At 45.4% G+C, this 25,356-nt stretch carries 21 protein-coding genes; 13 read left to right on the plus strand and 8 right to left on the minus strand.

All coding sequences use genetic code 11. The annotated features are described in order from the left end of the window. Positions 1-110: 110 nt before the first annotated feature. Positions 111-764, minus strand: a complete 654-nt coding sequence (locus H509_RS0110375) for a DUF1054 domain-containing protein (RefSeq protein WP_028545020.1) — start codon at positions 762-764, stop codon at positions 111-113. Positions 765-981: 217 nt separating this feature from the next. On the opposite strand from H509_RS0110375, the gene H509_RS0110380 reads away from it, so the two are divergent. Continuing rightward, positions 982-1,578, plus strand: coding sequence for a hypothetical protein (locus H509_RS0110380; RefSeq protein WP_028545021.1), 597 nt, complete (start codon positions 982-984; stop codon positions 1,576-1,578). 256 nt (positions 1,579-1,834) lie between these two features. Next, a complete protein-coding gene (gene gndA, locus H509_RS0110385; protein ID WP_028545022.1) occupies positions 1,835-3,247 on the plus strand; it encodes an NADP-dependent phosphogluconate dehydrogenase in 1,413 nt (470 codons plus the stop codon). Between the two features lie 98 nt (positions 3,248-3,345). Here the strand turns inward: gndA and H509_RS0110390 are convergent, their stop codons facing one another. Then, positions 3,346-3,669, minus strand: coding sequence for a hypothetical protein (locus H509_RS0110390; protein WP_028545023.1), 324 nt, complete (start codon positions 3,667-3,669; stop codon positions 3,346-3,348). 132 nt (positions 3,670-3,801) lie between these two features. Here H509_RS0110390 and H509_RS0110395 point away from each other — a divergent pair, with 132 nt between their 5' ends. Then, positions 3,802-4,335 (plus strand): shikimate kinase, encoded by a 534-nt coding sequence (locus H509_RS0110395; RefSeq protein WP_342663641.1) that lies wholly within the window; start codon positions 3,802-3,804, stop codon positions 4,333-4,335. A 9-nt stretch (positions 4,336-4,344) separates the two neighbouring features. Here the strand turns inward: H509_RS0110395 and H509_RS0110400 are convergent, their stop codons facing one another. Beyond that, positions 4,345-4,665: a rhodanese-like domain-containing protein gene (locus H509_RS0110400; RefSeq protein WP_028545025.1), complete on the minus strand. Its 321-nt coding sequence runs from the start codon at positions 4,663-4,665 to the stop codon at positions 4,345-4,347. A 211-nt stretch (positions 4,666-4,876) separates the two neighbouring features. Between H509_RS0110400 and aroA the strand changes: the two genes are divergently transcribed. The 4 genes from aroA to ptsP all read left to right on the plus strand — a co-directional run bounded on the left by aroA (position 4,877) and on the right by ptsP (position 10,719). Continuing rightward, positions 4,877-6,181 carry a 3-phosphoshikimate 1-carboxyvinyltransferase gene (gene aroA, locus H509_RS0110405; protein ID WP_028545026.1) on the plus strand — a complete coding sequence of 435 codons (1,305 nt, stop codon included), beginning with the start codon at positions 4,877-4,879 and terminating at the stop codon, positions 6,179-6,181. Between the two features lie 81 nt (positions 6,182-6,262). Continuing rightward, positions 6,263-6,697, plus strand: a complete 435-nt coding sequence (locus tag H509_RS0110410; protein WP_028545027.1) for a CoA-binding protein — start codon at positions 6,263-6,265, stop codon at positions 6,695-6,697. Between the two features lie 363 nt (positions 6,698-7,060). Then, positions 7,061-8,953, plus strand: a complete 1,893-nt coding sequence (locus H509_RS0110415) for a glucose PTS transporter subunit IIA (RefSeq protein ID WP_028545028.1) — start codon at positions 7,061-7,063, stop codon at positions 8,951-8,953. Continuing rightward, positions 8,950-10,719 carry a phosphoenolpyruvate--protein phosphotransferase gene (ptsP, locus tag H509_RS24905; protein WP_036696897.1) on the plus strand — a complete coding sequence of 590 codons (1,770 nt, stop codon included), beginning with the start codon at positions 8,950-8,952 and terminating at the stop codon, positions 10,717-10,719. Before H509_RS0110415 ends, ptsP begins: the two co-directional genes overlap by 4 nt. Before the next feature lie 93 nt (positions 10,720-10,812). Here ptsP and H509_RS0110425 read toward each other — a convergent pair whose 3' ends face one another. Then, positions 10,813-11,337, minus strand: coding sequence for a type 1 glutamine amidotransferase domain-containing protein (locus H509_RS0110425; protein ID WP_028545029.1), 525 nt, complete (start codon positions 11,335-11,337; stop codon positions 10,813-10,815). 343 nt (positions 11,338-11,680) lie between these two features. Between H509_RS0110425 and H509_RS0110430 the strand changes: the two genes are divergently transcribed. The 4 genes from H509_RS0110430 (at position 11,681) to H509_RS0110445 (ending at position 14,446) form a co-directional block, all read left to right on the plus strand. Beyond that, positions 11,681-12,118, plus strand: a complete 438-nt coding sequence (locus tag H509_RS0110430; protein ID WP_028545030.1) for a hypothetical protein — start codon at positions 11,681-11,683, stop codon at positions 12,116-12,118. 45 nt (positions 12,119-12,163) lie between these two features. After that, entirely contained in the window at positions 12,164-12,505 is a 342-nt protein-coding gene (gene ytxJ, locus H509_RS24910) for a bacillithiol system redox-active protein YtxJ (RefSeq protein WP_036696903.1), read from the plus strand. A 118-nt stretch (positions 12,506-12,623) separates the two neighbouring features. Further along, positions 12,624-13,634 carry a catabolite control protein A gene (ccpA, locus tag H509_RS0110440; protein WP_028545031.1) on the plus strand — a complete coding sequence of 337 codons (1,011 nt, stop codon included), beginning with the start codon at positions 12,624-12,626 and terminating at the stop codon, positions 13,632-13,634. Between the two features lie 107 nt (positions 13,635-13,741). Next, positions 13,742-14,446 (plus strand): 5'-methylthioadenosine/adenosylhomocysteine nucleosidase, encoded by a 705-nt coding sequence (locus tag H509_RS0110445; RefSeq protein WP_028545032.1) that lies wholly within the window; start codon positions 13,742-13,744, stop codon positions 14,444-14,446. Positions 14,447-14,634: 188 nt separating this feature from the next. On the opposite strand, the gene H509_RS0110450 is transcribed toward H509_RS0110445, so the two are convergent. After that, positions 14,635-15,819 (minus strand): acetoin utilization protein AcuC, encoded by a 1,185-nt coding sequence (locus tag H509_RS0110450; RefSeq protein ID WP_028545033.1) that lies wholly within the window; start codon positions 15,817-15,819, stop codon positions 14,635-14,637. 19 nt (positions 15,820-15,838) lie between these two features. Next, the gene (locus H509_RS0110455; protein WP_028545034.1) at positions 15,839-16,471 is read right to left on the minus strand and encodes a GNAT family N-acetyltransferase; all 633 of its coding nucleotides are present in this window, start codon (positions 16,469-16,471) and stop codon (positions 15,839-15,841) included. A 393-nt stretch (positions 16,472-16,864) separates the two neighbouring features. Between H509_RS0110455 and acsA the strand changes: the two genes are divergently transcribed. Next, positions 16,865-18,589, plus strand: coding sequence for an acetate--CoA ligase (gene acsA, locus H509_RS0110460; RefSeq protein WP_028545035.1), 1,725 nt, complete (start codon positions 16,865-16,867; stop codon positions 18,587-18,589). A gap of 156 nt (positions 18,590-18,745) precedes the next feature. Here acsA and H509_RS0110465 read toward each other — a convergent pair whose 3' ends face one another. Beyond that, a complete protein-coding gene (locus tag H509_RS0110465) occupies positions 18,746-21,922 on the minus strand; it encodes a penicillin-binding protein 1A (RefSeq protein ID WP_028545036.1) in 3,177 nt (1,058 codons plus the stop codon). A 274-nt stretch (positions 21,923-22,196) separates the two neighbouring features. Then, the gene (gene rpsD / locus H509_RS0110470) at positions 22,197-22,796 is read right to left on the minus strand and encodes a 30S ribosomal protein S4 (RefSeq protein WP_028545037.1); all 600 of its coding nucleotides are present in this window, start codon (positions 22,794-22,796) and stop codon (positions 22,197-22,199) included. Between the two features lie 502 nt (positions 22,797-23,298). On the opposite strand from rpsD, the gene H509_RS0110475 reads away from it, so the two are divergent. After that, the gene (locus H509_RS0110475) at positions 23,299-25,263 is read left to right on the plus strand and encodes a sensor domain-containing diguanylate cyclase (protein ID WP_028545038.1); all 1,965 of its coding nucleotides are present in this window, start codon (positions 23,299-23,301) and stop codon (positions 25,261-25,263) included. Positions 25,264-25,356 lie beyond the last annotated feature (93 nt).

Genomic DNA, 25,356 nt, shown 5'->3' on the forward strand with positions numbered 1-25,356 from the left:
CTGCTTATTAGCGTGCATAATGACTGCATAAGAAAAGTGCCTTCCTCCGCGCTGGAAAGAAGGCACTTTAGGCTGGCTAAAGTAGCTGTGAAACTTAGCTACAAATAGGATTAGCGGGCTGTAACCGATTCACCTGCAAGCTTGTACAGTGGCATTAGCGTACGAACCGTCTCGTTCACAAGCTGCATGAACGCCTGTCCGTCGGCAAGAATCGGGTCAGATGCCTCGATATGCCGGCCAATTAGCCATTCTGCCGACTTTACATCGCGGAATCGATTCAGCGACTGAATGAACTCTTCCTCAGACAAATCTCCTACGCGATTTGCTTGTTTATTCATATGATCCATCGATAGCACATAATGATCAGGTACGAGCTTCTTAACGTAATCTAACTGATGAAGGAATGATTGCGCAATCTGTGCTTTATTTGTTGCTTCATAAATAAAAGCGAGCCAAATAAACAGATGGTCATCAAATAATCCGACCTGGAAATGAGGCAGCGACTTGTAGCCGCGCTTGTTAGGGCCAACCGCAAGCCAAGTGTCTTTGGGTGGGTTAACGGTGCGCCGAGCATGCTTTGCAATGTGCAGATACATTTCCTGTCCTGCAAGCAGCGCTGCTTCTCCTGTTAGATGTTCACCAATGATACGGAATTTAGGCTGTATACGATCACGGATCGCCTCCATTCGGGCTTCAAGACCTTCAATTCGGAAGGTATCAAAATCCGAAGTGTTAAATCCGGTAAACGTTGCTGTTAAAGTCATCGTTGATCCTCTCCTCGTCCATGATTCAAGCGGGGTGAGCGAGCATATTTCACGCACATGTACACTCCGATATTCGCATATTATACCACATCGAATACGATAGCCATGTTATTTGATTATATGATGCGGAGATTAAGATGAAATTGGAGTCAATAATCCAAGTTGCACGATCATATGATGAAGTATGCAGACGAAGATTAGGTAAGGGGGAGTTGCCGTGAATCGTAGCGATGAAGTTGAATATTGCAACCTGGAGTTACGTTTTGACCGCCGGCAAATCCAGAACCTCATTCGTGATCTCATACAAGAAGGATACTCGTTGTATTGGAGCGAGAATGAATCGTTGTTTATCGTTTCCATACGAACCGGACGGAAGCTGATCAAACTGCGCTTTCAACGGGTCCATCACCGTTATAAAATTGTGGGGGACTACACGATTCGTGATGAGCGACTGGCCGAATTTATGGAAAAGATGATAGGGGAATCACGTGGACACGCGGTAGTGAAGAGGTTCAAGGATAGACATATATTTGTCGAAAACATTATGTTTGGGGAACGGATCCGCTTGGTTGAAATATGTGGAATGGAGCAAAAGGTTCTATTTCAGAAGCGTCCAGTAATTACAACCGAGGAGATGATCCGTGCTTTCCAATCTACAAGGGCGGAGGAGCGTATTGATGCGCTCCGTAGTGAGATCGATCAGGAGTTGGCGGTATTGTATAAAGCACTGTTACATGAGGACAACGACTCGGTAATACACTGTAAAGAAAAATTAAGTGCACTTCGCACAGAAATGATTCAACTTGAATGGTAACAGGCTGCTCACCCTCACATTTGCGGGGCACATTGGCGCTCTAGCAAGATGGCTGCAGGGTGTTTTTCTGTGCAGGCGGGGGACGAGAGAAAAAGTTAGGTTCTATTTCTCAAGCCAGCACATATTGGATGTCAGCAACGGTACGTGAGAAATCGCACACGGATAACCCTAAGCAGGGGTTCACTTCTCTATGCAAAAAGGGTACAATAGCAATAATGCAAACCATACACTATTAGATAAAGGGTGGAAAATCCATATGGCTAAAACACAAATTGGCGTGATTGGACTTGCGGTCATGGGTAAGAACTTGGCCCTCAATATTGAGAGCAGAGGCTATTCGGTATCGGTATACAACCGTTCCCGTGAGAAGACAGACGTACTCATTAACGAGGCGCCTGACAAGAACTTAACGCCTACATATACGATTGAAGAGTTTGTTCAATCGTTGGAAACGCCTCGCAGAATCTTGATTATGGTTCAGGCAGGACAAGCTACTGATGCAACAATTGATCAATTGATACCTCATTTGGATCAAGGCGATATTATTATTGACGGCGGTAACGCCTACTTCCCTGATACACAACGTCGCAGCAAGTACTTAGAGGACAAAGGTTTCCGTTTTATCGGAACTGGCGTATCTGGCGGCGAAGAGGGTGCATTGACAGGTCCCGCGATTATGCCTGGTGGTCAAGAGAGCGCTTATCAGCTTGTAGAGCCGATCTTGACGGCAATTTCCGCTAAAGTAAACGGTGAGCCTTGCTGTACTTACATCGGCGCTGACGGGGCAGGACATTACGTGAAGATGGTGCACAACGGCATTGAATACGGCGACATGCAGCTTATTTGTGAAGCTTATCATTTATTATCCAATGTGTTGGGAGTAGATGCTAAAGAACTTCACGAGATCTTTACGGATTGGAACAAAGGCGAGCTTGACAGCTATTTGATCGAAATTACGGCTGACATCTTCTCCAAATATGATGAAGAGACAGGCAAACCGATGGTAGAAGTTATTTTGGATTCAGCTGGTCAAAAGGGTACAGGCAAATGGACAAGCCAAAATGCACTGGATCTCGGTATCCCGTTGTCTATGATTACGGAGTCCGTATTCTCGCGCTTCTTGTCTGCTTTAAAAGATGAGCGCGTTGCTGCAAGCAAAGTGTTGTCGGGTCCTAAAGCTGCGGCATTTACAGGTGACAAAGCTGAGTTTATCGAAAAAGTTCGCAAAGCGTTATTTGCAAGTAAAATCGTATCTTATGCACAAGGATTCTCGCAAATGCGTGTTGCGTCTGATGAATACAACTGGAACTTGCCGCTTGGTAATATCGCCAAGATCTTCCGTGGCGGCTGCATTATCCGTTCCCAGTTCTTGAATAACATTAAGGAAGCTTACGATCGTGATGCGGATCTGAAGAACTTGCTGCTTGATCCTTACTTCAAGGAGATCGTGGAAGCTTACCAAGATGCTTGGCGTGAAGTCATCAGCGTTGCAGTTACAAGTGGAGTTCCTGTTCCTGGATTCTCTTCTGCGCTTGCTTACTTTGATAGCTATCGTACAGAGCGTCTGCCGGCAAACTTGCTGCAGGCACAACGTGATTATTTTGGTGCACACACATTTAAACGTGTAGATAAAGAAGGTACGTTCCATTACAACTGGTTGTCCAATTAATGTAACGAACAGCATTTCACATACAAACAAACGCCGAGCTGACACAAGCTCGGCGTTTGTCATAAGCATAGCTGATGTGACAGCGGAGTGTGCAGCTTCTAATCATCTTGCAACGCAGGTGACCATAGGCCATAGGCTGCTTCAGCAAGGTAGAAGCGCAGCCGATCACTTTCTTGATCAAACTTGTTATGCTGTAGCAGCATAACGGACACCTCCGCGAAGTAACAGAAATTCCGTTTGATCCGGTCTGCATCAAGTGTTGATAATGCCTCGTCATTACAAGACAGCTTGCTCTTGACCATATTTAGCACCCAGACAATATCTTCCTTGCATAACGGGTGCTGCTTATCCATTATTCGTTCCATGCGGGCAGCAATTGTTCGTTGTGTTTTATTGCGATCAGTTGGGGGCAGCGAAGACATCATCATTCACTCCTATATAATGGCATGTACTACCATCTTTACGTTCATTCCTTTCATTTTATACATCCGGATTGTCGAATAGAAGTTAGCTATGGTATCATATGGGCAGTTTATCGGTAGGAGAGAACAATGATGGTGATGAATGACCGTGAAACAAGTATAGTATTGATCGGGTTTATGGGGACGGGAAAGTCAACAGTTGGTCAGCAGTTGGCACAGCATCTTCAGTATGAATTTGTTGATTTGGATGAAGAGATTGTAAGGCAGCAAGGCAAAACGATTCCCGAGTTGTTCGCCCAACATGGGGAGGCGTACTTTCGACAGCAAGAGAACCGTATCTTAACTGACTTGCTTCAGCGTAAGACACGGCTTATCATTGCTACAGGCGGGGGGGCTGTTCTGGATAATCACAATTGCGAAGCGATGCTGCGTTACGGTTTTGTTGTAGCATTAACAGCACAGCTGGATACGATTGTCACACGAGTGCAAGGGGATACGAATCGTCCGTTATTGCAAGGGGACGTCACAGAACGTGTGCATACGTTAATGAAAGCCCGCCTAGGTCGATACGACTTCGCTCATTGCACAGTGGAGACAGATTCCTTATCAGTAGAACCGATTATAGAAGCGATCCTAAGTGGCTACGCTAAGCATTCATTACAGTAAGCAGGAGGACTAGAACTGGATTGGACCCTCGATGGCAGCCCAAGCCAGCATGCCACCCTCCATGTTAACAGCACCTTCAATGCCGATGTGCTGCAAGTATTCGCAGACACGCTCGCTGCGATAACCGCTGCGGCATATAAAAATGATTTCCGAGGTACGCTCAACCTCTTGGATTCGATCCGGTATTTCGTTCATAGGAATATGTTTGGCGCCAGGAATGATGCCTTGAGCGACTTCCTCATGCTCGCGCACGTCTATGAGGTTTAACGCTTCACCACGTTCAAGGCGTAACTTTATTTCTGAAACATCAATTTCCGGTATAGTATTCATAGGGCCTCCCTTAAATCTAATGATCATATTTCTTGCAAATAAGATATGATATATATCACAAGTTGTCAAAATGATCATAATAAGCGCGTTATCTTTTGTCAATTCACATCAACCGGATCGAGTGGGCAGTGAGCGGTAGAGTAGAGCAAATGATCATTTGTCATGGAGTACAAAATTTAAAATAATAAATCGATAAAAAGGAGTGGTTGTAATGGACATGCTGGTCAAACCGACAACGGAATTGAAGGGTGATATTCAAGCTTTATCTTCCAAGAACTACACGACTCGTTATTTGCTCGTTGCCGCATTGGCGGAAGGAACAAGCACGATCTATTATCCGGCACATAGTGAAGACAGTGATGCCATGCGCCGCTGCTTGCAGGATCTCGGTGCAATACTGGTAGAAGATGATGCTAAGATCGAATTAACGGGCTTTGGGAGCACCCCACGGCTACAGCCTGCGTCTAAGGAGCTGAACGTTGGAAATGCGGGTGCCGTGCTGCGCTTTTTGATGGGCATAGCTTCGTTGTTGCCAGAAGTACATTTTGTAAATACATATCCCGAATCCCTCGGCAAGCGACCACACGATGATCTAATTGTGGCGCTTCAGCAGCTAGGGGCTGATATTGAGCATCGGGAAGGTCGATTGCCGATTGCCATTCGTGGGGGGCAATTAAAAGGCGGACATATTAAAGTATCCGGCAACATTAGTTCACAGTATTTGAGCTCCTTGTTATTTTTGCTGCCGCTACTGAAAGAAGACAGTGTTGTCGAAGTAACGGATGATTTGAAGTCAAAAGTAGTAGTGGGGCAAACACTTGAAGTCATCCGTGAAGCCGGCATCACGATTGAGGCGAGTGAAGATTTGATGCACTACCGTATTCCAGGAGGGCAGCAATACACCGCTCGCACTTATTACGTGCAAGGTGACTATCCAGGTTCGGCCGCTGTGTTAGCGGCTGCTGCCGTAACGCATTCTGATGTTACGCTGCGTGGATTAACCGTGGACAGTAAGCAGGGGGAGCGTGCCATTGTGGATGTGCTGCGGATGATGAACGTACCCTTGACACACGAAGACAATGTCGTACGTGTGCAAAGCGCAGGTAAGTTAACCGCGCTCGAGTTTGATGGGGATGTTGCAACAGATGCGGTGTTAGCGATGGTAGCGGCAGCGGTATTTGCAGAGGGAACTTCGCGTTTCTATAACGTAGAGAATCTTAGATACAAGGAATGCGATCGAATTACTGACTACGTAAATGAACTTCGTAAGGCAGGGGCTCATGTAGAAGAGCGTCAGGCGGAGATTATTGTCCACGGACGCCCAGAAGGTGTAGAAGGTGGAGTAGAAATTAACGCACATTATGATCATCGAGTGATCATGGCGCTGACCGTTGTGGGGCTGCGTGCGAAGCAGCCTATTCGCATCAAGGATGCGCATCACGTTGCCAAGTCCTACCCGCAATATTTTGACCATCTGCTAGCGCTCGGTGCACAAGTGGAATGGATCGAAGCATAAATTTATTTTAGCTCAGTAGCTTGGATAACCGCATAGCTTACATGAGGTACTAAAGCGTATATGAGAATGGAGGAATTTCCGATGGCCTATGAACATCCTTCGCAAGATGCACTAAAACAGTTGCTATCATCCAGCAAGACAATTGCTGTTGTTGGGTTGTCAGAAGATCCGACACGCACGTCGCACATGGTTGCGGCAGCGATGCAGAACAAAGGTTATCGAATTATTCCGGTTAACCCGAAAGCTGAACAGATTTTGGGTGAGACTTGTTATGCCACATTGGCGGCTGTTCCAGAACCGATTGATATCGTTAATGTGTTTCGTCGCAGCGAGTTCTGCCTCGACGTCACCAAGGAAGCAGCAGCAGTGAACGCAGGCGCGGTATGGCTGCAACAAGGTATCGTGAACGAGGAGGCGGCAGCTTATGCTAGTGCGCATGGTATGGATTTTGTCATGGATGCTTGCATTAAAGTTGTAGACGCGATACTGCTGCCTGAAGGAAAACAACACAAATAAATATAGAACAAACTCGTAAGAGCCGTGCAGGAGAAGTTATTCCTTTCCTTAACGGCTCTTATTTTCGTTTGGTTATAGTGTTGCTCATAGAGAGGCCAGAGAAACCGCATTAAAGTAAACTCCTAAATGATCATCAGTCAACGAAAAGGAGCCTTGACTAATTATTTATTGTTGTTTACGTTGGAGGTAGCGTATAATAGTCATGGCTTTGGACTTGGGTTAAACGTAAAGTTAGTTATTGGTCTATATATGCAGTCCTTATACAACAGCGTCTTCCAAACGCTGAGACATCGTTTATTTTGACTTACATATGCTAGATTATACAATATATTTGTGACTCGCACTGGAAGGAGAGAGGTGCTCTTGAATCAATTAGGATCGTTGCAGCAACTTTCTCGTGCTTTAATGCAGCCGCTTATGGCTTTGCCGGCGGTTGCGATCTTGCTTGCCATCGCTCAACTGCTAAGCAGCTTAGGATTCGCTGACGCTTCGGTTTGGATGGATTGGGCCGGCAAGACGATGCTGAATATGATGCCCTATTTATTTGCCGTAGGCGTTGCGCTTGGCTTGTCCAACAATGAAGGGAATGCCGGCTTCGCCGCTTTAGTGGGCATGTTTATTTTCCATCAATTGCTCGAATACACAACGCCAGCGGGGATAACAATCGTTCAACCAACCATACTTATCGGTGTGTTGTTTGGAGTGGTGGCAAGCTTGGCCCACGATCGTTTTCATCATTTTCAATTACCTGAATATTTACAGTTTTTTGGCGGTCCGCGCTTTGTGATGATTGTAATGTCTTTATGTTCTGTAGGGTTATCCTTTGTGCTTGTGTCCATTATGCCATTCCTAGAGCAAGGGGTTACGTTTGTAGGCGATGAAATATTAGCAATGGGCAGCTTTGGTGTATTTCTGTATGGAGTGCTTCATCGGGTGCTGGTCGCTTTTGGTTTGCATCATCTGCTAAACAATATCGTTTGGTTTCAAGTAGGGTCTTACAACGATACATCTGGTATGTCTTTTACTGGTGATTTGCCGCGATTTTTTGCGGGTGATCCAACAGCGGGTACATATATGGCTGGTTTGTTTCCAATAATGATGTTTGCACTGCCTGCGGTGGCGATGGCGATCATTCATGAATCACGTGAGGATTTACGTCCGAAAGTGTACAAAACTTTTTTAAGCGCTGCGTTTTTATCGATGTTTACAGGCATTACGGAACCTATAGAGTTTGCATTTTTGTTTGCTGCTCCTTACTTGTTTGTTGTGCATGCGCTGCTGACAGGGGCCGCGATGTGGCTTACTGCTGAATTAGGGATTCACCACGGGTTTTCTTTTTCGGCTGGGGCTTTAGATTATATTGTGAACTTTCATCTTTCGACCAATGCGATTTGGTTAATCCCAATCGGAGTTGGGTTTGCCGTTATATATTATGTGCTGTTTCGTTTTGCAATCCATCGATTTCAGATTCCTACGCCTGGGCGGGTAGAAGGATCGCTGCTGGATGATATGGCGGGTGACCTTATTCACCGCGTACCTTTGATTATTCAGGCGCTTGGCGGCAAAGATAATCTTGTTGACATTCAAGCCTGTATTACTCGCCTCCGTCTGCGCGTACATAATGACAAGCTGATTGATCGACGTACGCTCCGTTCCTTGGGCGCAGCAGGTGTGCTCCGGCTGGGCGGCGGACATGTGCAAGTTGTTTTTGGTACATACTCGGAAATTTTACGGGATGAAATGTTAAAACGAATACAGCGCAACATGCAACAAGTGTGGTTTGTTGCACCGGTACAAGGGCGGATGATCCCGATTGACGAAGTGCCGGATACGATTTTTGCCAAGAAGCTGGTCGGGAATGGTGTTGCCTTCTACCCTGACAAAGGAGAGCTTGTGTCTCCTGTTGCCGGCTTCATTAGACACGTGTATCCAACGATGCACGCGGTTGGAATAGAGACGCCGGAAGGCTTGGAAGTATTACTTCATATCGGAATCGAAACATCAACGTTGAATGGAGCGGGCTTCCAGGCTGTTGTTGAAGAGGGCGAAGAAGTAAAGCCGGGTCAACTGCTTGTCAAATTCGATATTGCCTACATCAAGAAGAGGAGCCGATCAATGGCCACACCAATGGTTATCACCAATTCAGATAAGGTTGCATCATGGAGCTTCGCACCTTATGCCCAAGTGAAGAAGGGACAGACATCTGTGTTGTCCGTAGTCCTGCGCGAAGACAGTAATGGGGGTGAGAAGCGTTGACTCAAAAGGTTAGAGGCATAGGAGCATCAAGCGGGATTGCGCTTGGTAAAGCATTTGTACTCCCTACATGGGAGTGGGATGTTCCCGAAGAGAAGATGGATCCCTCCGATCTGGCGAGAGAGTTCGAACGCTTATATGAGGGTGTTCGCTCTTCCAAGGATGAGATTGAATATATTAAAAATGAAATCCGCGATATGGTGGGCACGGAAGAATCAACAATTTTTGATGCCCATCTCGCCATATTAGAAGATCCCGTATTTATGAATGAAATACAGGGTATTATTCAACGACAATATAAAGCAGCAGAAGTTGCAGTAAAAGAAGCAATTGATCATTTTGTCACGATGTTTGATCTGCTTGACGATGAGTACATGAAAGAACGTGCGCTTGATATTAAGGATGTGGGCAACCGGCTGCTCAAGCATTTATTAGGCGCGCCAGAAATCACATTACCTACGGATACGCAGCCTTACATTCTGGTGGCTAAAGAACTATCCCCTTCACAACTTGTCCATCTGAATCCAAAAAATGTGCTCGGTATCGTAATGCTTATGGGAGGAAAGACCTCGCATTCCGCAATTATGGCACGGGCACTCGGTATTCCACTTGTTTTGGGGCTGGATGGAAAGTTGGAGAAGCCGATTCAGACGGGCGACATGGTCATTGTGGATGGTGAGCATGGTTATGTGTACGTCGAACCAACCGATGAAGTGATGGTATGGTATGAAGAACGCCGTCATCTGTTTTTGAAGGAAGCCGATGAGCTGGCTAAAATGAAGGATCTTCCTGCGGAGACAAGCGATCAACATAGGATACATCTTGCGGCAAATATTAGTTCCACTAGAGAGCTTGATATTGCAGAGCACAATGGGGCGGAAAGTATTGGTTTGTTCCGAACGGAATTTATGTATATGGACCGTACATACCCACCTAATGAGCTGGAGCAATTTACTGTGTATAAGGAAGTCGCTCAAACGTTTCAAGATCGGCCCGTTATTATTCGGACACTTGACATCGGCGGAGATAAGCCGATGGATTATTTACAGCTTCCTGAAGAGGATAATCCATTTTTAGGTTATCGGGCGATTCGGATCTGCTTGGATCGAACGGACGTCTTTAAGACACAGCTTCGTGCTATATTGCGTGCAAGTGCCTTTGGCAAGGTGAAAGTCATGTTTCCGATGATTAGCTCCTTTGAGGAAGTAGCGGCCGCTAAAAGACTGCTGGAGGCTGCTAAGGATGAGCTTCGCCAAGAAGATACAGCTTTTGACGAACAGTTGCCAATTGGTATTATGATTGAGGTGCCCGCAGCAGCTGCCATTGCGGATCTTTTAGCGGAGGAAGTGGATTTCTTTAGCATTGGCACAAACGATCTGGTACAGTATACATTGGCTGTGGATCGGATGAATGAACAAATTGCACATATGTATGATCCTTATCATCCCGCTGTGCTTCGACTTATACGTCACACGGTTGAGTCCGCGAAAAAAAGTGGTATAACGGTCGGGGTATGCGGGGAGATGGCTGGCGATCCGCGTGCGGTTCCGCTTTGGGTTGCATTAGGGGTTGACGAGCTGAGCATGTCTTCGAGATCTATTCCGAGAGTGAAGGCGGCTATCCGGCGGACAGCCCATGTGACATGTCTTGAAGTGACAAAACAAGCATTTTTGAGTCGAAACAAGGCTGAATTGGAACAAGTGCTTCATCTGGATCAATTCCCAAGCTCAGCTCCAGAACAGACGGGGGAAAAGACGATCAATTTTTGAGGTACATGAGTAATAACGATGTTGACAGGCATGAAGTGTGGCAGGAGACCTCCGCACCACACTTCGCACATGCCTAAATATAGGCTATAATTATCATATGCTAGCGAGTACGTCGCAGAACGCTTTGCCATAAGCAGGCAAGTCTGGTGGACGACGTGAGGAAACGATGTTTCCGTCAATTACAACGTCCTTGTCCAGCCATATAGCTCCTGCATTTTCCATATCATCACGAATTCCTGGTGTAGATGTTACTGTTCTGCCGTTCAATATTTTGGCGGAAATTAACACCCAGCCTGCATGACATATTTGCCCGATTGGTTTATTGGCCTCGTTCATCTCACGTGTAATCCGCAGCACATCTTCATAACGGCGCAGCTTGTCTGGCGCCCATCCACCCGGTACGAGCAGGGCATCATAGTCAGCGGTATTTATCGTTTTAAAGGCATAATTCGACGTAGCGGGAACACCATATTTCCCCATGTAAGTATGTCCAGCCTCCGCACCAACCAGGTGAACCTCGGCGCCCTCTTCACGGGCACGATAAACGGGGTACCACAGTTCCAGATCTTCGAACTCTTCATCAACTAGCGCAACGATTTTTTTTCCAAGTAAACGCATCGAGTAATCGACTCCTTTAAGGTTTATAGTCTATGTGTCCAACTGTTAAACAACGTGCAAATACTGGCACAGTAGCACGTATTTAACCACAATTGCCTTTAAATGAACATACAAAAGCGAGGGTAAAGGCTTATAATTGTGAGTAACATCATTGTTTATTATACATCAAACGAATTCTCTTTTTCTAAATGTGTAAATAAATACATGGTTATTGGAGCAGGAGAACGGTTAATAAAGTCGAAATATACGTTAATCCATACATGCGCAGAGTAGTAGTTGGGGTTAACATGCACAAATGCAAATACGAGAGACGAATGTATATGTAATCTAGGGGTGATCCGGTATGAACAAACGTTGCACATGCGGTCAAGAGATGGATATGACATTACGTACTGTAGTACATGCACGAACCATTGAGATTCATCACGTTCCAGTATACACCTGTACTTGCTGTGATCACTCAGAGCTGTTCCCTGAGCTAAAGCAGGATGTAATTAAGTTGATGAAGCTGTTAACAAATGACGAAGCAACAAAAAGAAAGCGCATTTATTTTGATGATGAGCATGAAGTAGCCAGTGTATTGAAAGAATGTCTGGATATGGGCGGCGATCATTTGGTGGATTTATTTAACAATAGGGTAGAAGAGCGGGTGAATCATCTGCTTGACATCTATTTACTGGCCAAAACCTGGGGGGATGTGGAGTGGATGATCGACATTCAACGGCGGCTAACACAACTAACAACATTTAGTGCTACTCCTTATCAGGTTAAAATTAGTTAAGTTAGCAATAATGTAATATATCAGCGTTTGAGGAGGAAGGTATTGATGTACAATGTGGATACGGATTCCAAGCTGCATGAACTGATCAACAAGTCCCATGAACAGCCGGTGGTGTTGTTCAAGCACAGCACACGCTGCCCGATTAGTACGAATGCGAATGAAGAGATGTCGCTTGTCGTAAAGGATTTTGCGCAAGGTTCGATCCAATTCGGGTTAATTTATGTGGTCGAGCATCGAGAGGTGTCGCTTCTGGCAGCAAATGAGCTTGGTATCAAACATGAATCACCGCAAGTGTTAGTGCTGCAAGATGGTAAAGTCATTTGGCACGATTCCCATTATGGGATTCGATATGACAAGTTGGAGCCAATCCTTTCTCAATTTAGCTAAAATACGACAATTTATGTATATGAGTTGACGTGTCATTGCGAATTTTCAGAAAATATCGTATTATGGACTTTAATATGTGAGTACGTATTAAATAACTAGGTAATTGGAGAGAAGGATCGTGACGGTAACTATTTATGATGTAGCGAGAGAAGCAGGCGTCTCGATGGCGACTGTCTCCAGGGTTGTAAATAACAACCCGAACGTAAAGCCTCAAACGCGTAAGAAAGTGTACGAAGCGATTGAGCGTTTAGGTTATCGCCCCAATGCGGTTGCCCGCGGACTTGCGAGCAAGAAGACAACAACTGTTGGTGTTGTTATCCCTGACATTTCCAATTCCATTTTTGCTGAGATTGCGCGTGGTATTGAAGATATAGCTAATATGTATCATTACAATATCATCTTGTGCAATGCGGACAAGAAGAAGGAGAAGGAAATTCGTGTTATTAACACGTTGCTAGAGAAACAAGTGGACGGCTTGCTATTTATGGGTGGGGTAGTTACGGAAGATCATGTACAAGCTTTCCGTACAGCTTCTGTACCTATCGTATTGTGTGCAACAACGGATGAGAACGGGGTTATCCCTTCAGTAGACATTGACCATGAAGGGGCGGCATTTGATGCAGTGAACACGCTAATTCGTCACGGCCACCGTGACATTGCGATGATTAGCGGCACGCTGCAAGATCCTGCGAATGGCTTTGCTCGATTCCAAGGGTACAAGAAGGCGCTTGAGCGCGCTGGTATTGAATACAAGGAAGATCTGGTTCGAATTGGGAACTATCGTTACGAATCAGGTGTTGAGGCGATGAAATATTTCCTCGGCTTAAAGAAGAAGCCAACGGCAATCTTCTCTGCAACCGATGAGATGGCGATCGGTGCCATCCATTGTATTCAAGATGCAGGTCTTAAAGTGCCTGACGATTTTTCAGTCATCAGTGTAGACAACATTCGTATGGCTTCTATGGTGCGCCCACAATTGACGACGGTTGCACAGCCGATGTATGACATCGGAGCGGTAGCTATGCGGTTGTTAACTAAGCTTATGAAGAAAGAGAATGTGGAGCACTCGCAAGTTATTTTGCCGCATGAGACTATTCTTCGTTTGTCAGTAAGCTCCGTGAACGAATAAGCGCACGAGACGGTGCTAGGCCCCGATTAACGGGGCTTTTTGCATGTACGGACACGTCTGGGTGTATTACCAGGTAAGATGAATGGATACGCGTGGGAGGGAATAAGATGACAATCGGAATTATTGGTGCAATGGATGAGGAAATCGCTTTATTGCTTAAAGCTGTATCGGACATGGAAGAAGAGGTGCAGGTGGGCAACCGATATTATAAAGGATTGCTGCACGGCCATCGTGTCGTAATTTGTAAGTCGGGTGTCGGCAAGGTTAATGCAGCCATTACGACGCAAGTATTAATTGACCGCTATCAAGTAACTCAACTATTATTTACAGGTGTAGCGGGAGCGGTGAATCCGAACTTAAATATTGGCGATATTGTCATCTCAAACGCGTGCATTCAGCATGATATGGATGTGACGGCGCTTGGATTTAAGCTAGGCGAAATTCCGTATCAAGCTTGTTCGACGTTTGCAGCAGACGCTCAATTAATTGAACTGGCCGAACGTGCTTGCGCAATTCATTTTGAAGGACGTTATATGACGGGTATCGTATTGTCCGGCGATCAATTTATTGCAAGCCGTGATAAGGTGCGTGCCTTGTATGAGGACTTTGAGGGCGCATGTACGGAGATGGAAGGCGCTGCCGTGGCGCAGGCTTGTATGCTAAACGATGTGCCGTTTGTTATTATACGCTCGATGTCTGATAAAGCGGATGGCTCTGCACATGTGAATTTTGCAGAGTTTACGGTGACAGCTTCCGAGCACTCTTTTAAAATTATCGAAAGCATTCTGCGCGAGTTGCAAGCTGCAAAATAGAGCACATTTTAAGGACATTTCGTTACGTACGTGGTTATATCACAATTTGTACTTGAGTGTAGTAGAAAAGGGTTGAGCATGCTTACATGTGCTCAACCCTTTTATTGCTGTATACCAGAAGCAGGACAATGTATGGGATCTATGCTCAGATTAGTTCAAGAATCTAGCTATATTTTGGCGCGTATGTCCTAACGAACATACTCCAAAGCAATATTTTTCACTTTCGTATTATGTTCTTGAATAATTCCACGACGTGGCATAGGCTCCCACAAGTTCACATTATCAAGCCAAGTTTGCGGCAAATCCACTGGTGAACGGTGCTGCCAATGCTCCATCCATGCGGTTGGGATTGGCTTTAGCGGTGCTTCGTTTAATTGTTTAATAAGCGGATGATCTGTCATCTCTAGCCAAAGCAGGCTCCAGGCACGAGGTACGACACGCCATATTTCATAACCACCGCCTCCGAGCGCTACCCATCGTCCTTCACAATAGGTATGGGCGAGCTGATGAATAATACGTGGCATTTCCTTATAGATCCGCATGCTGCAATGCATATGTGAAAGGGGGTCCAGCGCATGCGCATCACATCCATGCTGGCTAATAATAATATCTGGCTTAAACGAATGGGTGACTTGCTCTATCGTGTCCTGAAAGCATTCCAGCCACGATTCATCTTCTGTATAAGGCTCCAAAGGAACATTTACACACGAACCGAATCCTTCACCTGCTCCACGTTCATATACAAACCCAGTGCCAGGAAACAGGAACTTGCCTGTCTCATGAATAGAATAGGTCATTACGTTAGGATCGGTGTAATAGGACCATTGAACGCCATCTCCATGATGGACATCTGTATCAATGTACAGAACTCGTGCATCATACTGTTCCCGAAGCAAGGCGATCGCGACAGAAGCATCATTATAGACGCAGAAGCCCGCCCCCTTACCAGGGAAGGCGTGGTGAAGGCCACCTCCCAGATGGATGGCATGCTGCGTACGGCCTGACATAACGGCATCACAGGCAGCGACAGAGCCTCCTACTATAGCTGACGCTGCCTGATGCATACCAGGAAAGTAGGGGGTGTCGTCTGTGTCTAAACCGTAGGCAGCTGCTTTAAGAATCCAGTCTGGGTCAGGCAATGGTTCGCTTAATTGGCGAACTGCGTTCACATAGTCAGGTCTATGTACGAGCTGAAGCGCTTCCAATGAGGCGGAAGCTGGTGAAATCATTTGTGCTGGCTGCAACGCGCCAACTCGTGATAGCAAATCCTGCGTCATATGCAAACGTGTTTGGTCAAAAGGATGCTCTGCGTAAAAATGATAATTAAATGTGTCGACATGTTGGATAAATAAAGCGTTCGATTTGCTACTCATGCGGTAAATCCTCCAGTATTCAATACATGAAACGCTGTCGAAAGCGGACACGGTCAAATTGTTCTTTTGAAGAGAGAGGCACATCCTTGCCTATACGTACCATCAAGCAGTTGGCAGGATGAGAGCAAATCTCAGGATCATCCGTAGCATACCAAATCATGTCAACAGACTCCATCAGTTTCTCCATCATTTTGCGGTAGTCCCAGACATTAAGGCCAGTTCCGTCTAAATCCCAGTGCCAATAATATTCGGTTGTAAACACAATGTAATTCTCTAGTTGACCTTCCTCAAATGCGGTTTCAATCATACGGCGCCCGAGTCCAAGTGAACGATAATCAGCGGCTACTTCAATTGCACCAAGCTCGATCAGATCTTCCATGTTACCCTCAGACCAGCGTTCTAACTCATCCGGATAATGAAAGGTAACATATCCCACAATGTTGTTCTCATCACGTGCAATAATCATTCGACCTTCGGGAAGCGCAGCAATTTCAATCAGTGCTTGATGTTGTTCTTTAGGCCTTCGAAAGGCGTTCAGGTCAGAATGCATGTCTAGCACTTGTAATACTTCTGGCTTCACGGGTCCTTCTACAATAACAACACGATCGCCATAAGGGACGATATGCGCACGATAGCATTTACGATGTTCCATGAGCGACACTCCTTTTAGGGTTCATCTTCGTTTATAGCAAATATTACAAGATTTGAAAAGGAGAGTTTTGCAGATGGTGTCGTTCATTTTCAAATTGTGCATCGTATCGAAGTTGGCCTCATTAGTACGTGGGAAGAAACGAAGCTTGCAAGTGATACGGTTTTATCGCTAACAACGAAAAATAAACGTTCAAAACTAAAATATTACAGGAAAAGAATAGGCGAAAATTAATTCATATGCTATAATGATTGTGCCAAAAAGTTCATAATATTTCCCCTTGACATCAAGCGAATACACCATCGTCCCTTTATTGATAGTTTCATGAAAGCGGTTAAATAATCGCCATGCAGACAGAAGCGTCTAAAGAAGATTGAAACAGGAGGATGACACGGAATGGGTAATGTGCAAGGAGAAATCATTGCTGCCACAGCAACAAGTCCGAATTTGCCGAATTATGAGGTATCAGCAGACAGTTTTAACTGGGAGGAAATTGAAAAGCACTTTACATGGCATGAATCTGGAAAAGTCAATATGGCGTATGAGGCGATAGATCGTCACGTAGTCGAAGGGCGTGCTGATAAGATCGCTTTATATTACAGCGATGCGCAACGCGACGAGTCTTATACGTACGGTGAGCTAAGCAGAAAGTCGAATCAATTTGCCAACGTGCTGCGTAAATTCGGAATCGGCAAGGGAGAGCGTGTATTTATTTTTATGCCGCGTACGCCTGAGCTGTATTTTAGTTTGCTTGGTACTTTAAAAGTTGGAGCGGTTGTAGGCCCTTTGTTTGAAGCGTTTATGGAGACAGCGGTGAAAGACCGTCTGGAAGACAGCGGCGCGATTGCAATCGTGACAACACCAGCACTGCTGCACCGTATCCAACGTTCAGAGCTGCCTGCACTGAAACACATTATTGTTGTTGGCGAAGGTGTGCAGGCCGAAGAAGGCATTATTGATTTCTACTCGGAAATGGACGCTGCATCTGAGGAAGCAGAGTTAGAATGGCTCGGACGCGAAGATGGACTCATTATTCACTATACGTCTGGTTCAACAGGTAAACCAAAAGGTGTTTATCATGTTCAGAATGCTATGGTTCAACATTATTATACGGGGAAAATAGTGCTTGACCTTAAAGAAGACGACGTCTATTGGTGTACAGCCGATCCAGGATGGGTTACAGGTACGTCATACGGAATTTTTGCGCCGTGGTTAAACGGGGTATCTAACGTAGTCCGTGGTGGCCGATTCAGTCCTCAGGATTGGTATGGTACTTTACAACGATATAAAGTTACGATTTGGTACAGTGCACCTACAGCGTTTCGTATGTTGATGGGTGCAGGGGATGACCTATTGTCAGGATTTGACTTATCCTCGATACGTCACGTATTATCTGTTGGTGAACCGCTTAACCCCGAAGTTGTTCGCTGGGGGTTAAAAGTATACAACCAGCGCATTCACGATACGTGGTGGATGACAGAGACTGGCGCACAGTTAATTTGTAATTATCCAAGCATGGATATTAAGCCGGGTTCGATGGGGCGTCCTATACCTGGCGTACAGGCTTCCATTATCGATGATCAAGGCAATGAGCTGCCGCCTTATCGGATGGGTAACTTGGCGATTCGTACGCCTTGGCCATCTATGATGCGTAAAGTATGGAACAATCCAGCTAAGTACGAAGAGTATTTCCGCTTGCAAGGGTGGTACGTATCGGGCGACTCGGCTTATCGTGATGAAGATGGATACTTCTGGTTTCAGGGGCGGATCGACGACGTAATTAATACTTCTGGCGAACGAGTAGGGCCATTTGAGGTCGAAAGTAAGCTTGTAGAACACCCTGCGGTGGCAGAGGCCGGTGTTATTGGCAAGCCTGATCCGATGCGTGGTGAAATTATTAAGGCTTTTATATCGTTGCGTGAAGGATATGTACCGTCAGACGAATTAAAGGCAGATATTTCGAAGTTTGTGAAGGAAGGTTTATCGGCTCATGCTTCACCTCGTGAGATCGAGTTCAAAGACAAGCTGCCGAAGACACGTTCAGGGAAGATTATGCGTCGTGTACTAAAAGCATGGGAGCTTAACTTACCGACAGGTGATCTGTCTACAATTGAAGATTAAATTATGAGGCATACATTATTAGCTTTGTCTGTGGTTTAGACGGCTATATAATGTGTGTCTTTTTTCTGAGCTGGAGATGGCTCGCGCAAAAAAAAGTGGCTGAGCGCCTAAATAGGGGCGGCTCAACCATGATTAGCGGTGCTGCATGTGCTGTGATTATTTTTCAACGTTAACTTGGCGGGAGCCCTTGGACTCACCCTTACTGTTCGCTGCGGTTACATAGTACCATCCTGATGGATTCATCGTAATCATTTCGAATTCCGGAATGGGCACAGAGCCGATTCGTTCGTACTTGCCATCACGAGTAACACTATAATACACGTAATATTCCGTCGGACTATTATTGGAAGCTTTCCACGTCAGACTAACACCAAGATCTGTTAATTTAGCTCTTAGTTGAGCAGGAGCATCTGGCAACTCAACAACAGGCCCAGTCGACTCACCTGGCTGTTGTGTAGTGCCATTGCCACCAGTTTCAGGTGGAGTCTGATTGCCAGGCTCTGTAGTCTCACCACCGGTTGGCGGAGTCGTTTGACCCCCTGAGCCTGGTGTACCGCCGGCACCATTCGTAGGTGGTTTGACTTCGCTGCCCCCACCCAAGGTGACAATAGCTGATGGAGCGGACTCTTTGCCCACAACGTCAACTGCAGTTACATAGAAGCTGTAGTTGTTGCCAGCTGAGACATAATTGGTGAAGCGAGTGTCATCTCCTGATAATACAGTTGCATCCATCTTCTGATAAGCTCCACCATTTAAGGAGCGATACAATCGATAACCAACGACGTCTCCTTGTGGGCTTTTACTAAATGATATACGCACGGATGTACTATTGATTGCTTCTGACCGAACTGACGTTGGGGCGCTAGGTGCCGCTCCATCATCTTTGCGTGGGTCTTTTTGGGATGGAGCATCTAACTTGGCATCTGCTGGCAAATAATTATCTAATGAACGTCTTCTGCTGCTTGATGACAAGCGATCCAAACCTCTGCGAAGCTCTTCAATCAACTCTTGAATAGGCTTTTCCCGCTTCACGACAACTTGTTCATGTGTAAAGTCGTCAGGAGTAGCTGGATTAGGGATGTAATTAACCCCGTTATAAGTAATATATTTCATCATGACCAGCGCATCTTCTTCTTTAGTAGGAATATACTTGCGGTTAAAGATGTCTGTTACTAGACGATTGGCTGCTCTCGTTAGTGCGTTAGGCAGCTTGCCACTAAAGCCGGATACAGTCATCCTCACAATTCCATCTGGACGTTCAAAGTTCTTGGTGTGCAGCAAGTCAGGCTTCGCTTTCATGACCTCATTCATCACCTTGGACCATATTTCCGTTGAGCGTGAGTATGCGCTTTTGTTAAGGACGTGAATTTGTTTTTCATATCCGATCCAAATTCCCATCGTGACATCTGGTGTATATCCGATAAACCAAGAATCTGCATAGTTCTGTGTAGAACCTGTTTTGGCTGCTACATCATATTCGCCGTAACCGTTAAATAATGACCTAACCTTTCTGCCTGTTCCGCGTGAATCGCTGATGACCGTCTTCATCATATCGGTCATTAAATAGGCACTTTGTTTGGATACGACTTGATTAGGCTCTGATTTGTGCTTATACACTTCGGCTCCAGTAGGTCCGTATATTTTACCAATAAAATAAGGTTCGTTATATTGTCCACCATTTGCGATGGCGCCAAAAGCATTTGTAATCTCTTCTACGGTAACCCCGTATTTTAAACCGCCTATAACACCAGTCTGCGCTTGATAGTCTTCGGGTTGAATCGTTGTAATGCCTAACTTTTGCACGAAATCCCAAGACTTTTTGATGGTGACTTTGTCTAAAAATATTTTTAGAGCTGGCAAGTTCAAAGATTGGTTTAATGCATCACGAGCAGTTACAAGCCCTTGATAACGATTGTTCGCATTACCCGGGATATGGAACCCCTTTGAGCCATCCTTTAGAACGATAGGCGCATCATCCAAAATCGAAGCAGGCTGTACTAAGCCAAGATCGATAGCGGGCAAATAAGCAGCTAACGGCTTCATCGTTGATCCTGGCTGACGCATCATCTGTGACGCCAAATTCATCTGTTCTTCATAGAAATCGCGGCCTTCAATCATTCCCAAAATAGCTCCGGTTCGGTGATTGATCATAACACCTGCGACCTGTTCAATTCCTCTAGTCTTATCCGTCTTCGTAAAGTTGTCTGCATCCTGTGAGACACGCTTCATTGCATCATATACCTGTTTGTCAATTGTCGTATAGATACGGTAGCCGCCGCGTAACAGCTCTTGGCGTGCATCTTCTACCAATTGATTGTTCTCGCGCTTGCGAAGATCTGCCTTTGTTAGTTTCGGATTGCGTTGGAGCAAAAGTGTCTCTGCTGCCACCCGTTCAGCTTCAAGCATGAGATAAGGGTATGTAGAATAAGCTTTCTCTTTTGGCTTGGCAAGCTTGGCCCGAATGTCGTAAGCGAGAGCGTCATTGTATTGCTGCTGCGTAATTTTATTTTCTTCCAACATACGTTTTAGGACGAGCTTTTGGCGTTCAATTGCCCGGGCAATACCTTTCTCATTGTATTCCCCTTTACCAGTAAAAGCCGTGTAAACAGATGGAAGCTGCGGCAATCCTGCCAAATAAGCGGATTGTGCTATTGTAAGCTTACTAAGGTCTTCTACATTAAAGATGCCCTTTGCGGCTGCTTTGATCCCATACACATTGTAGCCATTTGATCCGTTACCGAACGGCATCTTATTTAAATAGGCTGTAATAATCTCTTCTTTGCTCAGCATGCGTTCAATACGGAGCGATAAAAATATTTCCTTTGCTTTCCTTGCATCAGTCTTATCCAAGCTGAGGAAAACACGTCTCGCAAGTTGTTGCGTGAGTGTACTTCCGCCGGTCTGAACCGGTTGATTCATGACTTTCTGGGCGACAGCGCGTGATAAGCCACGAAGGTCGATGCCCGGGTGATCAAAAAAACGGTTATCCTCTGTTGCGACAAGCGCATCAATAACAGACTGAGGAATCTTGTCAAATGTGGTTAAGGTACGGTCTTCATCGGTTCTCAGCTGTCCGATGGGGGTGCCGTCCTTGAAGAACACGTATCCAGTAATCGCGTTCTCTGCTATCTTCTCCTGTATCAGTTCCTTGGAACGTATAGGTTCATCTTTGACGAGAGAAGTTACATATCCGAGGACAACTCCTCCTGCAAGAAAGCCACAGAGTAGACCAAAGAATAGCATCCACTTGGCTACACCCCAAAAGCGACGACCGAAGGAGCGCTTCGGCTTAGGCTTGGGAGTTTCTTGTTTCGTCAATTTCTCCTCAACCATGCATAATATCCTCCTTAATAATTGCAGCGCTTTCCATTATACCACATAATACGTTTTGATAGCTCTACCTATAGACGAATATCCTTGCAAAAAGTTCCATAGTTCGTACAATTTGTTGGCGGTCATTGTCGTTACGTATACAGCTATTGACAACTAAAAACAACTCTTAAACAACACGAGGAAATGAGGTTTGAGGGGGAGGCATTATTGTGTGCATTTGGTCATAAAAAAACGTTGGAGCCAGAGGCTCCAACGTTTTTGATGTTCGTTAATATTAACGGCTGTAGAACTCGACGATTTGTTTCTCGTCGATATCTTGGGACAACTCACCGCGGTCTGGAAGACGAATGAACTTACCTTCCACAGCTGCTTCGTTGAACTCCAAGTAGCCTGGCAAGTGATGACGGCCTTCGATAGCCTCTTTGATCACTTTCAAGCCACGGCTTCTTTCACGCAAGCCGATAACGTCGCCAGTGCTTACCAAGTAGGAAGCGATGTCGACTTTCTTGCCATTTACAGTCACGTGACCGTGGGATACCAATTGACGTGCGCCTGCACGGGAGTTGGAGAATCCAAGACGGTATACAAGGTTGTCCAGACGGCTCTCGAGCAAGAACATGAAGTTCTCACCAGCGATACCTGGCAACTTAGCTGCACGATCGAACAAGTTGCGGAATTGCTTCTCGTTCAAGCCGTACATGTGACGCAATTTTTGTTTCTCTTGCAATTGAACACCGTAACCGCTCAGTTTCTTACGTTGGTTAGGACCGTGTTGTCCTGGTGGGTACGCGCGTTTCAATTCTTTTCCAGTGCCGCTCAAGGATACGCCAAGACGACGGCTTAATTTAAATTTAGGACCTGTGTAACGTGCCATATTAAAGTTGACTCCTTCTCATTCATGATATGGTTTGAATGTGGGTCTCTTTGCGCCGATTCTCATACTATAGCCAATTAAGAAATAGATTTCTTATCCAGCTCATCCTTGGCTCAGGCACGAAATGTTTCAGCCGCAGTCGTGCCTGCGATGGAAGTCGTGAGGGGTGACACAACAGTTTCGCCCATATACATCAAGTAATTTTATAAGATTGGATATAGTAATGTCAAGTTGTAAATTCATTCTTTATTACGACTACGCTTCAAATGAGTGAATTGTACATGGTTATAAAATACATTTAAGTTACAAAATAAAACTATATAGAAGTAATTTAACAAAAATTAAAAGCAGATCGACATAATACGACAGAACTATACCGCAACGTTCGACATAGTTCTATTGTCCTAAAAAATATGGTTGATAACGTTCCGAAGTAGTACCTTTTGAGTTGAATTTATTGTATGATACAAATAGATAAACCTTAGTTTTGAAGGAGAAAAGGATGACGGATAGCCAGCACTCACTTCAGAGAACATTGCCACTGTTCGTTATTGGCGGACAGCCCGGAATTGAACATAAGTCCTTAGACAGAAGTCCGGATAATTGGCTGTTGCAGCGTGATATTACGGTGCACGATTTGCCATACATACAATTACTTGTGCGGACGGCGTATGTTCAATGGCTTTCCGATATTCCAGCTCACGTACAATCCCAACTGGGCGAGACCGCATTGTTTGATTACAGGGGCGAGTGTTTGGAAAGTGATTTGCCTCCGACTGGCAGCAAGGAGCCATCACTTCTTTCGTCATTAGTCAACAGCGTGCTGTCAGAACGGCGTACACAACGTCATATTATCGATGACGAGTCAGGATATATTGGGGTTCCGATTGTGTCCAGACACAGCAAGTTGGTAGCCGCTGTCATCGTATTTCATACAAAGCTTGCGGTAAGTGACCAAGGTCAACTGGCCGTTGAAGGGTGGATGACTCAACTCCACAGCTCCTTCTACAGAGAATTCGAGCATATGTTTATTAATGAGATTTATTATTCTCAGCGACTGGCAGAACGCGAATCCAAGCGAAGAGACATTCTTTACGATGTGGTTCGTCACATTCATGATCATATAGATGTAGATTCTGTTATTTCACAGATTATAGAAGGTATAGAGAAGCTTGTTCCAGAAGCCAAGCTGGAAGTGTATTTGTCGCAGGATCATAGGAGTGAGAATCCGAATGTGAAGGCGCTCATATTCAAATCATGGAGTGATCCACTCGTGATGCAGGCCTTTATGAATGGGGAAGCTTGCTACGCAGAAACGCCCGACAGCGGTCTTGAGGTAGCTGTTGCTCTGACAGGCAAGCAAGGTTCGTATGGTGTACTGAAGATGATCTTTTATGATGAACGGCCCGATCCTTCTGACATTCAACTTATTCAGCTTATTATTGAGACCGCGGGGACTGCGTTTGAAAATGCTCGGTTGCATGAACAGGCCAATGCGGTAATTCAGGAACTGCGATTTATTAATGATTTGACTAAGCGAATTAATCAAAGTCTGAGATTAAGAGATGTGTTCCACGATGCGACACACGAGCTGCTGCGAGTGTTCCGAGCAGACTTCTGCATGCTGTTGCAGTTAAGCGAGGACAAGAGCAGGTTCGAGGTCGTTTCTTCCAATATGGTGGAGTACAATGGTGCGACGCTGCCGTCAGAATCGGGTTTGTTCGGTTATATGTTCTCTCTTCGAGAACCTGTCATCGTATCTGACAGTCAAGAGCAAATTCAAGATCGCATGCAATTTTTTGAGCAATTGAATTTACGTTCCGTTATTGCCTCACCTCTGTTTGGCGGAGGGGAGATGGTGGGCATTGTTGTAGTGGCGGACAAGCGGCCACATTTCTTTACGTATGACAACTTTAAGCTTCTTCAGATGCTTGCTGGCCATATTGGCCTTGCGATTGCCAATGCTACGCTGCATGCACGTGTGAAGCATTTAGCGAACAAGGATCAATTAACGGGGCTGTACGCTCGTCATTATTTGGACAAGCAAATCAATCGCCAACAAAAAAATGACTTTTGCGGTTCATTAATTGTCGTGGACATTGATTATTTCAAACAAATTAATGATACACACGGACACCAGATTGGGGACAAAATATTAAATCAGGTCAGTGAGATCATACGTTCTTCGATTCGTGAAGCAGATATTGCCGCTCGGTGGGGTGGTGAGGAGCTTGCTGTTTACTTGCCGCAGTTAAACGTCAATCAAACTGTGCGTGTGGCGGAACGAATTCGAGCACGAGTGGCCAATGAAACGTCTCCACAAGTAACGGTATCCTGTGGCATTGCGGAATGGAACTGGCAGGATGAGAAAATTAGTGTGGAATCGTTGTTTTATCGTGCAGACATGGCACTCTATGACGCTAAAAATTGCGGACGTAATCAGATTCGGATTAGCGCGTCGTCGTAGCCGTTCTAAGTTTAGATGTATAACGAAGTAAAGGTTGAGTTACGCTAATGCGAGATAGGTGATCGTTGCCTATCTCGTTTTTTTTGTTTTTTT

Origin of the sequence: Paenibacillus taiwanensis DSM 18679, from assembly GCF_000425125.1 — a bacterium.
Taxonomy (GTDB): domain Bacteria; phylum Bacillota; class Bacilli; order Paenibacillales; family Paenibacillaceae; genus Paenibacillus_B; species Paenibacillus_B taiwanensis.

Bases quoted from the DNA above. Each gene is read 5' to 3' on its own strand.
- H509_RS0110450 (WP_028545033.1), bottom strand. From the start codon at position 15,819: ATGAGTAGCAAATCGAACGCTTTATTTATCCAACATGTCGACACATTT.
- H509_RS0110375 (WP_028545020.1), bottom strand. From the start codon at position 764: ATGACTTTAACAGCAACGTTTACCGGATTTAACACTTCGGATTTTGAT.
- H509_RS0110425 (WP_028545029.1), bottom strand. From the start codon at position 11,337: ATGCGTTTACTTGGAAAAAAAATCGTTGCGCTAGTTGATGAAGAGTTC.
- ytxJ (WP_036696903.1), top strand. From the start codon at position 12,164: ATGTACAATGTGGATACGGATTCCAAGCTGCATGAACTGATCAACAAG.
- H509_RS0110395 (WP_342663641.1), top strand. From the start codon at position 3,802: ATGGTGATGAATGACCGTGAAACAAGTATAGTATTGATCGGGTTTATG.
- H509_RS0110400 (WP_028545025.1), bottom strand. From the start codon at position 4,665: ATGAATACTATACCGGAAATTGATGTTTCAGAAATAAAGTTACGCCTT.
- gndA (WP_028545022.1), top strand. From the start codon at position 1,835: ATGGCTAAAACACAAATTGGCGTGATTGGACTTGCGGTCATGGGTAAG.
- rpsD (WP_028545037.1), bottom strand. From the start codon at position 22,796: ATGGCACGTTACACAGGTCCTAAATTTAAATTAAGCCGTCGTCTTGGC.
- H509_RS0110390 (WP_028545023.1), bottom strand. From the start codon at position 3,669: ATGTCTTCGCTGCCCCCAACTGATCGCAATAAAACACAACGAACAATT.
- H509_RS0110410 (WP_028545027.1), top strand. From the start codon at position 6,263: ATGGCCTATGAACATCCTTCGCAAGATGCACTAAAACAGTTGCTATCA.
- H509_RS0110445 (WP_028545032.1), top strand. From the start codon at position 13,742: ATGACAATCGGAATTATTGGTGCAATGGATGAGGAAATCGCTTTATTG.
- H509_RS0110430 (WP_028545030.1), top strand. From the start codon at position 11,681: ATGAACAAACGTTGCACATGCGGTCAAGAGATGGATATGACATTACGT.
- H509_RS0110465 (WP_028545036.1), bottom strand. From the start codon at position 21,922: ATGGTTGAGGAGAAATTGACGAAACAAGAAACTCCCAAGCCTAAGCCG.
- H509_RS0110475 (WP_028545038.1), top strand. From the start codon at position 23,299: ATGACGGATAGCCAGCACTCACTTCAGAGAACATTGCCACTGTTCGTT.
- aroA (WP_028545026.1), top strand. From the start codon at position 4,877: ATGGACATGCTGGTCAAACCGACAACGGAATTGAAGGGTGATATTCAA.
- H509_RS0110455 (WP_028545034.1), bottom strand. From the start codon at position 16,471: ATGGAACATCGTAAATGCTATCGTGCGCATATCGTCCCTTATGGCGAT.
- acsA (WP_028545035.1), top strand. From the start codon at position 16,865: ATGGGTAATGTGCAAGGAGAAATCATTGCTGCCACAGCAACAAGTCCG.